This is a genomic window from Amycolatopsis sp. NPDC003861 (genome assembly GCF_053605405.1).
Genome location: NZ_JBSGJD010000055.1, coordinates 1 through 12,880, shown reverse-complemented (window position 1 = coordinate 12,880; position 12,880 = coordinate 1). Strand labels below are relative to the sequence as shown.

The following is a 12,880-nucleotide window of genomic DNA, read 5'->3' as shown; positions in this document are numbered from 1 at the left end:
CGGAGTAGAGGCTGTCACGTGCCCCGCCCGCGGGCAGGGCACGTGACGGCGCTGGGGATCAGGACGCCCACGGTGAGCTGACGAGCCAGCTCACGTCATCGCTGTAGGCGTTGGCGTTGTCGAAGGTGTTCGACCCGCCGTTGGCGGCGATGTAGACGATGTTGTCGTAGTGGCGCACGTACCGGTCGGGGAAGTTGAGCGATCTCAGCGAGGCACCCTGGCCGTTGCGGCCGGCCTCCGGGCAGAAGGTCGCGTCCTGGGCGAACAGCGAGCTGCCGTCGTTGGCCTGCAGGTACAGCCGGTAGTTCTGGTGCCGCAGGTACTGCCCCGCCACGTTCTTCGACTCGAACGACACGCACGAGCTGCTGCCGAGCCCGGCGCGGACGGTCCAGGACGCGTTGCCCTTCTCCGTGGCCGAGCTGCCGCTGCCGATCACCACGCTGTCCACAGTGGACCCGGTGTGGTGGATGTAGCGGTCGGTGTAGCCGGGGGTGGTGGCGCGCAGCGAGACGGACGTGCCCGGGGTCAGGCCGGTGCCCGCGGAAGTCGTGGCGTAGCCGGCCGCGGTGATGTTGGCCTGCACCGCGTTTTCCGTGGCGTCCGAGGGATAACCGGACGTCATCACGCCTTCGTAGAAGGTGCCGCGGGCGCCGACGCTGTTGTCGCCGCCGATGCCCAGGATGATGGCGCCTTCCTTCTTCATCGGGTTGTAGCCCGAGACGTTCGGGCGCACGCCGTCGTAGAAGGTGGACACGCCGCCGGACTGGGCGTTGCCGCCGCGGATGGCCCACTTGTTCGGGCCGCCCTTGACGATGGCGGTCAGGAACCGGTGGCTGATGCTGGGGTCGCCCGCGTTGTAGTGCTGGTTGACGCCGGAGAACAGGCCGTTTTCGAGGTCGGCCATGATCCACGGGCCGTTCCCGGCGCCGTAGCCCCAGATCTTGTTGTTGCCGAAGTAGATGGCTTCCATCGTGCCGTTGCCGTTGTCGCGGCTGTTGCGCTCGGCGTTGCCGTAGTCGAAGCAGCAACCGCCGTTGTAGTGCGTGCCGTCGAAGATCGCGTACATGCCCTCGGGCTGATCGCCGGTCGCGATGCCGTTGGTGTTGTTGTTGCGGTAGCCCGTTCCGGGCGCCACGTAGACGCCGTAGGCCTTGTGGCCGCCGACGCTGATCGGCGCCGCGGTGGCGTTGGCGAGGTTGTCGTAGCCGCCCGCGGCCGGCCCCTGGAACCCGCCGGGCGGCGCCTGCGTGAGGCGGTTGTTCCGGCCGGACTGGTCGTAGATGACCGTGATCAGGCAGGTGGTCCCGGCGCAGAACGAATCCTGCGTCGCGGCGTTGGCGACACCACCCGCGGCCAAGGGGGCGATGTCGCGCGTGGCGTTGTCGGAAGCGCGCCGGACTTGGTACAGCGGCCCGGTGTAGGCGCCGTACAAGGCCCGGGTCGTGGAATGCGCGGCGACGCAAGGAGTTCCGCCGGCCGCGTAGATGTCGCACGGACCTTGGGTGGCCGCCTGGGATGTGCCGCCGGCGGCGAGCAGCCCGGCGACGAGCGTGCCGGCGGCGAGCAGGGCCTTCGCGATGGGGACATATCTCGGCTGTCGTGCCATGGTGATCTCCCGCTGGGGTACGGAAATCGTCGAATCGACAGGTGCGCGGGCCGGCGACGGTGCCAACCTCCTCCTCGATCACCGACACGCAGGAACGGCACAAGCGGAGCGATTGTGAGCGCTAACATAACCCTCGGGCCGACGGAGTGCAATGGCCGGTTTTCCCGCCGCGGCCGGACCCGGGCACCCGGAATCCCTTGGACCCCTTGCCGTCCGGGCGGTAAGAGTTCGGTAATCGCCGGACGGCCACGAGGGCCGATACCGTCGGGCGATGCTTCGCTCACGCTGGACGCGCGCCGCCGGCTACGCCGCGCCCGCACTGGTACTGGCCGGCTTCGGCCTGGCGCACCCACTCGTGCTCGGCCCGGCGAGCGCACCGTGGTGGACCACCCTCCACATCGTCCTCCTGCCGGTGTTCCCGTTGCTCGCGGTGGCCCAGTGGCTGCTGCTCTCGCCGGCCCCCGCGACACTTCGCCGCCCGGGCCGGCTAGCGGCCTTCGGGTTCGCGGCGTTCTACGGCGGACTCGACGCCGTGGCGGGCATCGCGGCAGGGACCGTGGTCCACACCCAGCACGCCGTCACGCCCGTCACCGGAGCGGTGTTCGGCATCGGTGACACACTCGGCCAGGTCGGCGCATTGTGCTTTCTCGCGGCCAATGTCGCCGTGGTCGCGAGCGTCGCGCGGGAAGCGTCGTGGCGTGCCGCACCGGGCGCCGTGGTGCTGCTCGCGGCCAGCGTTTCTTTCTTCGACAGCCACATCTTCTGGCCCCGCGGCGTGCTGACGATGCTCGGCATCGCGACGGGCATGTTCCTGCTGGGCGCGCTCGCGAATCCCGTGCCCGCGGCCCGCTAGCCCGTCACGCGCTCGCGGCTTTCGCGGCGTCGTAGCGGGCCTGCGCCGCCACGACGTCGGGCACGCCGGCCTCGAGGACTTCGATCAGCCCCAGGAGCCGCCGCGCGACCTCCTGTCCCGAGGGCGTGAGGCTGTACTCGACGTGCGGCGGGATCGTCGGGCGCGCTTCCCGGTGCACGAAGCCGTCGCGCTCCAGCGCCTGCAGTGTCTGGGCGAGCATCTTCTCGCTGACGCCCTGCACCCGGCGGCGCAGGGCGTTGAACCGGAACACGCCGTCGTTCAGCGCGACCAGGGCGAGCACGCCCCACCGGCCGGTGACGTGCTCCAGCACGGCGCGGGACGCGCACGCGGCACTGAACACGTCGGCGACCAGCGCTTCGTGCTCGGCGTCAGCTCGTTGTCCGTCCACGCCTCGATACTATCCGAGAGTTTGCACGATGGATGTGACTGCACTAACAATGAGTTGGCACTTTCTAAAAGTTAGTACATCCTTCGGGACACTAGGTACTTGAACCTTCAAGGAGTCCTCATGATCGTCGTCACCGGCGCCACCGGCCACCTCGGCAAGCTCGTCGTCGAAGGCCTGCTCGAGCAGCTCCCCGCCGACCGGGTCGTCGCCGCGGTGCGCACCCCGGAGAAGGCCGCGGACCTGTCCGAACGCGGGGTCGAGGTCCGTCGCGCGGACTACACCGACCCGGACAGCCTGGTCACCGCGCTCAAGGGCGCCGACAAGGTGCTGCTGGTTTCGAGCAGCGAGGTCGGTCAGCGGGTCGCGCAGCACGCGGCGGTCATCGAGGCGGCCAAGCAGGCCGGGGTCCGCCACCTCGTCTACACCAGCGCGCCGCGGGCGACGACGTCGAAGCTGGTGCTGGCCCCGGAGCACAAGGCGACCGAGGAGCTGATCGAGGCCTCCGGCCTGACCGCGACGATCCTGCGCAACAACTGGTACAACGAGAACTTCGCCGACACGATCAAGCAGGCCGTCCAGACGGGCAGCTTCGCCGGCAGCGCGGGCGACGGCCGGGTCGCCAGCGCCACCCGCGCCGACTACGCAGCGGCCGCGGTCGCCGTGCTGACCGGCGAAGGCCACGAAGGCAAGATCTACGAGCTCGCCGGGGACGTCGCCTGGACCTACGCCGACCTCGCGGGCGAGATCGCCAAGGCGACCGGCCGCGAAGTCACCTACGCCGGCCTGCCGGCCGAGCAGCACGCCGAGGTGCTCACCCAGGCGGGCCTGCCCGAGCCGGTCGTCGGCCTCCTCGTGACGCTGGACGCCGACACGAAGGCCGGCCTGCTCGCCGAGACCACGGACGACCTCCGCGCCCTGATCGGCCGGCCCAGCACGCCGATCGGCGCGACCGTGGCCGAGCTCGCCGGCTGAACCGTGGCGGGGAGCCTCCTCGCGGGGCTCCCCACCGGAGTCAGCCCGGCCGGCCGGGCTTCCGCTGCGAAACGCTGTTCTCCCGCAACGGCGGCTGCCACACACGGGGTTCCGGGGACGCGGCGTCGTCACCCGGCTGGTCGAGCGGGTCGGTCCCGTTCTGCCAGCGAGCCCAGTGAGCCGCGCACATCCTCCGCCAGAGGGCCGGCTCTTCGCACTGGTACCGCCGGCAGGCCGGCACCCGCTCCTGGTGATCGCTCACGTATCGCTCCACTCGCCATCGAACGTTCCGCGTTCAACTACCACAGCGACGGTGGCGTTGTCGATCCTCCGCCGTCCGGCCCGAGTCGCCGAGGATCCGGTTGGTTAACCCTCCGCTAACCGGGAAAGCCCCTTCCGACCGCCACCCGGACGACGGAGGGAATGTCGTGTTCCGTCACACGAAGCTGCTTCAGTTCGAAGCCAAGCCCGAAAAGCCCGACCCCGTGTACGCCCACAAGCTCCAGGAACTCATCGGCGGCGCCTACGGCGAAATGACCGTCACCATGCAGTACCTGTTCCAGGGCTGGAACTGCCGCATCGAAGGCAAATACAAAGACCTGATCATGGACACCGCGACCGAAGAAATCGGCCACGTCGAAATGCTCGCCACCATGGTCGCCCGCCTCCTCGAAGGCGCCCCCGCCACCGCCACCGCCGAAGCCGTCAAAGACCCGGTGATGGCCGCGATGATCGGCGGCATGGACGTCCAGCAGGCCATCGTCGCCGGCGGCGGCGCCCTGCCGGCCGACAGCAACGGCTACCCCTGGAACGGCAAGTACATCGTCGCCTCCGGCAACCTGCTCGCCGACTTCCAGGCCAACGCCGCCGCCGAAGCCCAAGGCCGCCTCCAGACCGCACGGCTCTACAACATGACCGACGACCCCGGCGTCAAGGCCATGCTCAAGTTCAACCTCGCCCGCGACACCGTCCACCAGAAGCAATGGCTGGCCGCCATCGAAGAACTCAAGGCCGACGGCCTTGAAGGCGACATCGCCCCCAACGCCCTCTTCGACGAAGAAGACCAGACCCACAACCACACCATCTGGCACCTCTCCGACGGCCCCGACGGCGCCAAGGGCACCAGCTGGACCACCGACGCAAGCATCGAATACCTCATGGACCCCGAACCCCTCGGCGGCCCGGGTACCGCCCCGAAGCCCGACCCCGCCCTCTACGGCACCTACTCGCCGCTGCAGGACGCGAAGGGCACCGCCAAGGGCAAGGCCAAGGAAGTCAAGAACAAGCTCACCTGACGCCGTGGCCGGGGTCGCTGCCGGCGGCCCCGGCCGGGCGTCCGGGTGAGGAGGCGCGCGTCACGGATTCGGCCGCCGTCCGGCCGGGTATCCGGACGGAGTTCCCTCGCGCCCCTGTGGAGGCCCAGTGCAGCCTTGGCCCGGTTCCCCCTACCCGCTCGGCGCCGACTACGACGGTGTCGGCACCAACTTCGCGCTCTTCTCCGAGGTCGCCGACCGCGTCGACCTCTGCCTGTTCGCCCCGGACGGAACCGAGACCCGGATCCGGCTGCCGGAGGTCGACGGCTTCGTCCACCACGGCTACCTGACCGGCATCGGCCCCGGCCAGGAGTACGGCTTCCGCGTCCACGGGCCGCACGACCCCGCCCGCGGGCTGCGGTGCAACCCCGCCAAGCTGCTGCTCGACCCGTACGCCAAGGCCGTCACCGGCCGGGTGGACTGGGACGAATCCGTGTTCGGCTACCGGTTCGGCCGGCCCGAGGAGCGCAACGACGACGACTCGGCGGCGCACACCGTCCGCGCGGTCGTCGTCAACCCGTACTTCGACTGGGCCAACGACCGGCCGCCGAAGGTGCCGTACAACGAGACCGTCGTCTACGAAGCCCACGTCCGCGGGCTGACGAAGCTCCACCCGGACATCCCGGAGGAGCTGCGGGGGACGTACTCCGGGCTGGCGCACCCGGTGATGATCGAGTACCTCAAGACCCTCGGCGTCACCGCCGTCGAGCTGATGCCGGTCCACCAGTTCCTGCACGACCACGCCCTCACCGAGCGCGGCCTGGCCAACTACTGGGGCTACAACACGATCGCCTACTTCGCGCCGCACAACGAGTACGCCGCCTCGATCATGCCGGCGACCCCCGGCAGCGAGGTGCACGAGTTCAAGGCGATGGTGCGGACGCTGCACGAGGCCGGGATCGAAGTCATCCTCGACGTCGTCTACAACCACACGGCCGAGGGCAACCACCTCGGGCCGACGCTGTCCATGCGCGGCATCGACAACCAGGCCTACTACCGGCTGGTCGAAGACGATCCGCAGTACTACATGGACTACACCGGTACCGGGAACTCGCTGAACGTGCGCCAGCCGCACACCCTGCAGCTGATCATGGACTCGCTGCGCTACTGGGTGACGGAGATGCACGTCGACGGCTTCCGGTTCGACCTCGCCGCCACGCTCGCCCGCGAGTTCTACGACGTCGACCGGCTGGCCACCTTCTTCGACCTGGTGCAGCAGGACCCCGTGGTGAGCCAGGTGAAGCTGATCGCCGAGCCCTGGGACGTCGGCCCGGGCGGGTACCAGGTGGGCAACTTCCCGCCGCTGTGGACGGAGTGGAACGGCGCCTACCGCGACACCGTCCGCGACTTCTGGCGCGGCGAGCCCGCCACGCTGGGCGAGTTCGCCTCGCGGATCACGGGGTCGTCGGACCTCTACCAGAGCGACGGCCGCCGCCCGTTCGCGTCGATCAACTTCGTCACCGCGCACGACGGCTTCACGTTGAACGACCTGGTGTCGTACAACGAAAAGCACAACGAGGCCAACGGCGAGGACGGCCGCGACGGCGCCGACGACAACCGCTCGTGGAACTGCGGGGTCGAGGGCGAGACCGACGATCCCGAGGTGCTCGCCCTGCGCGTCCGGCAGCAGCGGAACATGCTCGCGACGCTGCTGCTCTCCCAGGGCGTGCCGATGATCCTGCACGGCGACGAGTTCGGCCGCACCCAGCAGGGCAACAACAACGTCTACTGCCAGGACTCCGAACTGTCCTGGATGGACTGGGAACTGGCCAAGGAGAACGCGGACCTGGTCAAGTTCACCGCCGGGCTGGGCGCGTTCCGGCACCGGCACCCGGTGTTCCGCCGCCGCCGGTTCTTCCAGGGCGGCCCGGTCGGCAAGGGCGACAAGCTCGGCGACATCGCCTGGTTCACCCCGGCCGGCGAGGAGATGACCGAGCAGAACTGGGACGACGGCTTCGGCAAGGCGGTCGTCGTCTTCCTCAACGGCAAGGCGATCCCCGACCTCGACCAGCGCGGGATGCACGTCGAGGACAACTCGTTCCTGCTCGCCTTCAACGCCCACTACGAGGACATCGACACCACGCTCCCGGGCAACGGCTACGGGGAAAGCTGGACCGTCGTCGTCGACACCGCGACCGGCGAGGTGGAACCCGCCGACGCGAAACCGGTCGAAGGCGGCGGCCGGCTCACCCTGCCCGCCCGGTCCCTGATCGTGCTGCAACGGACGGAGACGGAATCCGCATGACCGTGCCGGAGTCGACCTACCGGGTCCAGCTGCGCCCGGAGTTCACCTTCGCCGACGCGGCCGGCATCGCCGGCTATCTGCGCGACCTCGGCATCGGCGCGCTGTACGCGTCGCCGGTGCTGGACGCGGCCCCCGGTTCGACGCACGGTTACGACGTCGTCGACCCGACCCGCGCGCGGCCCGCGCTGGGCGGTGAGGGGGCGCGCCAGGAGCTGTCCGCGCTGCTGAAGGAGCTCGGGCTGGGCCTGGTGGTCGACATCGTGCCGAACCACATGTCGGTCGAGGTGCCGAAGGCGAACCGCTGGTGGTGGGACGTCCTCGAGCACGGCCGCGACTCCGAGTACGCGTCCTTCTTCGACGTCGACTGGGAGCGCGGCCCGCTCCTGCTGCCGGTCCTCGGCGACGACGACGCCGTCGGGGAGCTGACCGTCGAGGGCGACGAGCTGGTCTACTACGACCACCGCTTCCCGATCGCCCCCGGCACCGGAGGCGGGACGCCGCAAGAGGTCCACGAGCGCCAGCACTACCGCCTGATCGGCTGGCGCCGCGGCAACGCCGAGCTGACCTACCGCCGGTTCTTCGACATCACCACGCTGGCCGCGGTCCGCGTCGAAGACCCGAAGGTGTTCGCCGCGACGCACGGCGAGGTGCTGCGCTGGGTCGCCGACGGCGACGTCACCGGCCTGCGCGTCGACCACCCGGACGGCCTCGCCGACCCGGGCGGCTACTTCCGGCGGTTGCGGGAGAACGCGCCGGACGCGTGGATCGTGGCCGAGAAGATCCTGCACCCGGGCGAGCCGCTGCCGCAGAGCTGGCCGGTCGACGGCACCACCGGCTACGACGCCCTGCGCGAGATCGCCGGTGTCTTCGTCGACCCGGCGGGCGAGCCCGGCTTCACCGAGCTGGCCACCGAGCTGGGCGTGAAGACCGGCTACCACCGCGTCGAGGCCGAGGCCCGGCGCCTGGTCACCGACCGCATCCTGGTCGCCGAGGTCCGGCGGATCGCCGCGCTGCTGCCCGGCGTCGACCCCGAGCAAGCCCGGCAGGCGGTGGCCGAGACCATGATCGCCTTCCCGGTCTACCGCTCCTACCTCCCCGAAGGCGCGGCGCACTGGGCGGCGGCGATCGAGGGCGCCCGCCGGGCGCGGCCCGACCTCGCCGACGCGCTGCGCGCCCTCGACACCCACGTGCGCGAGAACCCGGAGAGCGAGCTGGCCACCCGGCTCCAGCAGACGTCCGGCATGGTCGTGGCCAAGGGCACCGAGGACACGACGTTCTACCGCTACACGCGCTTCGCCGCGCTCAACGAGGTCGGCGGCAACCCGGACCGGTTCGGCCTGGACGTCGAGGACTTCCACCGGCTGGCCGCCGAGCGCGAGGCCGGTTACCCGGCGGCGATGACGACGCTGACCACGCACGACACCAAGCGCTCGGAGGACACGCGCGCCCGGATGGCCGTGCTGGCCGAGGTGCCCGGCGAGTTCGCCGAGGCCGTCCGGCGGTGGACCGCGCGCCGCGGCATCGACGAGCCGTCGCTGAACCTGCTGGCCTGGCAGACCCTGGTGTCGACCTGGCCGATCGAGCCGGCGCGGCTGCGGGACTACCTGGACAAGGCGGCCAAGGAAGCCAAGCTCCGGACCAGCTGGACCGACCACGACGAGGCCTTCGAAGCCGACGTGGCCGCCTGGCCCGAGGACGTGATGAACGACCCGGAGCTGGCCGCGGACGTCGAGGCGTTCGTCCGGCGCATCGAAGGGCCCGGGTACGCGAACTCGCTCGGCCAGAAGCTCGTCCAGCTCACCGCGCCCGGCGTCCCGGACGTCTACCAGGGCACCGAGCTGTGGGACTTCTCGCTGGTGGACCCGGACAACCGCCGCTCGGTCGACTACGTCGTCCGGCGGGAGCTCCTGGCGCGGATCGCCGAGGACGAGCTGCCGGAGATCGACGCGTCAGGCGCGGCGAAGCTGCTGGTCGTGCACAAGGCGCTGCGGCTGCGGCGGGAGCACCCGGCGCTGTTCCGCGGCTACCGGCCGCTGCGGGCCGAGGGTGCCGCGGAGAAGCACGTCCTGGCCTACACGCGCAGCTCGGACCTCGCCGTGGCGGTGACCCGGCTCCCGGCCGGGCTCGACGCCGGCGGCGGCTGGCGCGACACCGTCCTGCCGCTGCCGCCCGGGGTCTGGACCGACGTCCTGACCGGCCGGGAAGCGACCGGCGACCTGACCACCCTGTTCGAGCGGTACCCCGTCGCGTTGCTGGTGCGAGGAGACGCATGAAGTTCAGCGTGTGGGCCCCGGCGGCCCGCCGGGTCCGGGTGAGCGTCGACGCGGGCGTGCACGAGATGACCGCGGGTGACGGCGGCTGGTGGCACGCCGACGCCGAGGGGATCAACTACGCCTTCCTGCTCGACGACGACGAGAAACCGCTGCCCGACCCGCGGTCGCGGTGGCAGCCGCACGGCGTCCACGCCGAGTCGCGCGTCTACGACCACGGCGAGTTCGCCTGGACCGACGACGCCTGGACCGGCCGTCAGCTGCCCGGCGCCGTCCTCTACGAACTCCACATCGGCACGTTCACCGAAGGCGGCACCTTCGACGCGGCGATCGACCGGCTCGACCACCTCGTCGACCTCGGCATCACGCACGTCGAACTGCTGCCGGTCAACTCCTTCGACGGCACCGCGGGCTGGGGCTACGACGGCGTCCTCTGGGGCGCGGTCCACGAGCCCTACGGCGGCCCGGACGGGTTCAAGCGGTTCGTCGACGCGGCTCACGCGCGGGGCCTGGCGGTCGTGCTCGACGTCGTCTACAACCACCTCGGCCCGTCGGGGGCCTACCTCGACAAGTTCGGGCCGTACTTCGCCGGCCAGAACGACTGGGGTCCCGGCCTCAACCTCGACGGCGCCGGTTCCGACGAGGTCCGCCGGTACGTGGTCGACAACGCGCTGAGCTGGTTCCGCGACTTCCACGTCGACGCCCTGCGCCTGGACGCCGTGCACGCGCTGCTCGACCGGCGGGCCGTCCACCTGCTCGAACAGCTCGCCACCGAGGCCGACGCGCTGTCGGCGGCGCTCAACCGGCCGCTGACCCTGATCGCCGAGTCCGACCTCAACGACCCGCGGCTGGTCACGCCCCGCGAGCGTGGCGGCTACGGCCTGCACGCCCAGTGGTCGGACGACCTCCACCACGCCCTGCACGTCAAGCTGACCGGCGAGGCGACCGGGTATTACACGGACTTCGCCGCACCGGACGCCCTCGAGCGGGTGCTGCGAGAGGTGTTCTTCCACGCGGGCACCTGGTCGTCGTTCCGGGAGCGGACGCACGGCCGCCCGGTCGACACGCGGACCGTGCCGGGCCACCGCTTCCTCGGCTACCTGCAGAACCACGACCAGATCGGCAACCGCGCGACCGGCGACCGGCTGTCCGCGACGGTCTCGGCCGACCGGCTGGCCTGCGGGGCGGCGATCCTGTTCTGCTCGCCGTACACGCCGATGGTGTTCATGGGGGAGGAGTGGGCGGCGAGCACGCCGTGGCAGTTCTTCGCGTCCTTCCCGGACCCGGAGCTGGCCGAGGCCGTCCGCACCGGCCGCCGTCGCGAGTTCTCGCGGCACGGCTGGGGCGAGTCGGAGGTGCCGGACCCGATGGACCCGGCCACCGTCGAACGCTCGCGGCTGGATTGGACCGAGCCGGAGCGTCCCGGTCACCGGGACATGCTGGCGCTCTACCGCGCGTTGATCCGGTTGCGCCGCGAACGGCCGGAGCTGGCCGACCCGTGGGTCGCGGACCTGCGCGTCGACTCCGCGCCGGACGGGTCGTGGCTGGTGCTGCACCGCGGCGCGCTGCGACTGGCCGTCAACTTCGGCCCCGGCCCGGTCACCCTGCCGCTCGGGGCCGCGGAGTCGCTGCTGACCTGGGGAGAGGCCACCGTGGACGGTGGGGCCGCCCACCTGCCCCCGGACACCTTCGTGATCGCCCGGTCGGCGGTTGCCTCCGGGTAACTCCTCTGCCAGGACGCGCACGGACCGCTGATTGTCTGGGACGATTCAGGAATGGCCACACGACCCTCCGCCGACCACGTCCTCGCCGGCCGCCCCTTCCCGCTCGGAGCCCACCCCGAGGCCGGCGGGGTGCGGTTCGCGATCACGTCCGCCGTCGCGGACGCCGTCGAGCTGTGCCTGATCGACGCGGACGGGTCGGAACGCCGGATCGCGCTCACCGAGCGCACCTTCGGCGTCTGGCACGGCCTGGTGCCCGGGGTGACGCCGGGGCAGCGCTACGGGTACCGGATCCACGGCCCGTACGACCCGGCCCGCGGCCTGCGGTGCAACCCGCACAAGCTGCTCGTCGACCCGTACGCCCGGCAGATCACCGGCGGGCTGACCGACCTCGCCGCGGCCCAGGGCTTCACCGGCGACCCCGAGCGCGGCCCGATGTCCACTGTGGACTCCCTGGGCAGCGTGCCGCTGTCGGTGGTCACCTCGCCGGGCGGGCCGGACACCGGGATCAAGCCGGAGGTGCCGTTCGAGGAGGCGGTGGTCTACGAACTGCACGTCAAGGGCTTCACGCAGCAGCACCCGTTCATCCCGGAGGCGCTGCGCGGCACCTACCTCGGCCTGGCCCACCCGGTGGCGATCGAGTACCTGACCCGCCTCGGCGTCACCTCGGTCGAGCTGCTGCCGGTGCACGCGTTCCTCGACGAGCCGTCGCTGGTCCGGGCCGGACGGCACAACTACTGGGGGTACTCGCCGCTCGGCTTCTTCGCCCCGCACGCCGGCTACGCCAGCGAACCCGGGCACGAGGTCGAAGAGTTCCGGCTGATGGTGGCCGCCCTGCACGCGGCGGGTATCGAAGTGATCCTCGACGTCGTGTTCAACCACACCTGCGAGGGCGGGCCGGACGGGCCGACGCTGAGCTTCCGCGGGCTGAACGCGCCGGTGTACTACCTGCACACCGAGCGCGGGCACATGGCCGACATCACCGGCTGCGGCAACACCCTGGAGGCCGGTTCGCCGACGGTGGTCCGGCTGGTGACCGACTCGCTGCGGTACTGGACGCAGGAGATGGGCGTCGACGGCTTCCGGTTCGACCTCGCCAGCACCCTCGGCCGCCCGCGCGGGGGAGCGTTCGACCCGGCGTCGACGCTGCTCACGGCGATCACCACCGACCCGGTGCTCTCGCGGTGCAAGCTGATCGCCGAGCCGTGGGACGCGACCGGCGAGGGCTACCGCGTCGGCGGCTTCGGGGCCCAGTGGGCCGAGTGGAACGGCCGCTACCGCGACACCGTGCGGGACTTCTGGCGCGGCGCGACCGGCGTCCGCGACCTCGCCTACCGGCTGTCCGGCTCGTCGGACCTGTACGACCACAACCTCCGGCGGCCGTGGCAGTCGATCAACTTCGTCACCGCGCACGACGGCTTCACGCTGCGGGACCTGGTGTCCTACAACGAAAAGCACAACGAGGGCAACGGCGAGGACAACCGCGACGGC

Annotated in this window: 10 protein-coding genes; 7 read left to right on the top strand and 3 right to left on the bottom strand. The window is 71.0% G+C overall.

Annotated features, from left to right (window positions below; all coding sequences use genetic code 11):
• Positions 1 to 58: 58 nt before the first annotated feature.
• Positions 59 to 1,606 (bottom strand): alpha-L-arabinofuranosidase B, encoded by a 1,548-nt coding sequence (locus ACWEVN_RS16430; RefSeq protein ID WP_452051792.1) that lies wholly within the window; start codon positions 1,604 to 1,606, stop codon positions 59 to 61.
• Positions 1,607 to 1,877: 271 nt separating this feature from the next.
• Here ACWEVN_RS16430 and ACWEVN_RS16425 point away from each other — a divergent pair, with 271 nt between their 5' ends.
• Positions 1,878 to 2,459 carry a hypothetical protein gene (locus ACWEVN_RS16425; protein ID WP_452051791.1) on the top strand — a complete coding sequence of 194 codons (582 nt, stop codon included), beginning with the start codon at positions 1,878 to 1,880 and terminating at the stop codon, positions 2,457 to 2,459.
• Between the two features lie 4 nt (positions 2,460 to 2,463).
• Here ACWEVN_RS16425 and ACWEVN_RS16420 read toward each other — a convergent pair whose 3' ends face one another.
• A complete protein-coding gene (locus ACWEVN_RS16420) occupies positions 2,464 to 2,868 on the bottom strand; it encodes a winged helix-turn-helix transcriptional regulator (RefSeq protein ID WP_452051790.1) in 405 nt (134 codons plus the stop codon).
• 120 nt (positions 2,869 to 2,988) lie between these two features.
• On the opposite strand from ACWEVN_RS16420, the gene ACWEVN_RS16415 reads away from it, so the two are divergent.
• Complete coding sequence (locus tag ACWEVN_RS16415) at positions 2,989 to 3,840, top strand: SDR family oxidoreductase (RefSeq protein ID WP_452051789.1); 852 nt, start codon at positions 2,989 to 2,991, stop codon at positions 3,838 to 3,840.
• 40 nt (positions 3,841 to 3,880) lie between these two features.
• Here ACWEVN_RS16415 and ACWEVN_RS16410 read toward each other — a convergent pair whose 3' ends face one another.
• Positions 3,881 to 4,102 carry a hypothetical protein gene (locus ACWEVN_RS16410; protein ID WP_449682387.1) on the bottom strand — a complete coding sequence of 74 codons (222 nt, stop codon included), beginning with the start codon at positions 4,100 to 4,102 and terminating at the stop codon, positions 3,881 to 3,883.
• A gap of 166 nt (positions 4,103 to 4,268) precedes the next feature.
• Here ACWEVN_RS16410 and ACWEVN_RS16405 point away from each other — a divergent pair, with 166 nt between their 5' ends.
• From ACWEVN_RS16405 to glgX (ACWEVN_RS16385), 5 genes are all read left to right on the top strand, one after another.
• On the top strand, positions 4,269 to 5,135 hold the full coding sequence (locus tag ACWEVN_RS16405) for a manganese catalase family protein (RefSeq protein ID WP_452051788.1): 867 nt from the start codon (positions 4,269 to 4,271) through the stop codon (positions 5,133 to 5,135).
• A 127-nt stretch (positions 5,136 to 5,262) separates the two neighbouring features.
• Positions 5,263 to 7,398 (top strand): glycogen debranching protein GlgX, encoded by a 2,136-nt coding sequence (gene glgX, locus ACWEVN_RS16400; RefSeq protein ID WP_452051787.1) that lies wholly within the window; start codon positions 5,263 to 5,265, stop codon positions 7,396 to 7,398.
• Complete coding sequence (gene treY, locus ACWEVN_RS16395) at positions 7,395 to 9,671, top strand: malto-oligosyltrehalose synthase (protein ID WP_452051786.1); 2,277 nt, start codon at positions 7,395 to 7,397, stop codon at positions 9,669 to 9,671. Before glgX (ACWEVN_RS16400) ends, treY begins: the two co-directional genes overlap by 4 nt.
• The gene (gene treZ, locus ACWEVN_RS16390; protein ID WP_449685440.1) at positions 9,668 to 11,392 is read left to right on the top strand and encodes a malto-oligosyltrehalose trehalohydrolase; all 1,725 of its coding nucleotides are present in this window, start codon (positions 9,668 to 9,670) and stop codon (positions 11,390 to 11,392) included. Before treY ends, treZ begins: the two co-directional genes overlap by 4 nt.
• A gap of 51 nt (positions 11,393 to 11,443) precedes the next feature.
• The coding region (gene glgX, locus ACWEVN_RS16385; RefSeq protein WP_452051785.1) for a glycogen debranching protein GlgX at positions 11,444 to 12,880 on the top strand (1,437 nt) is incomplete at its 3' end.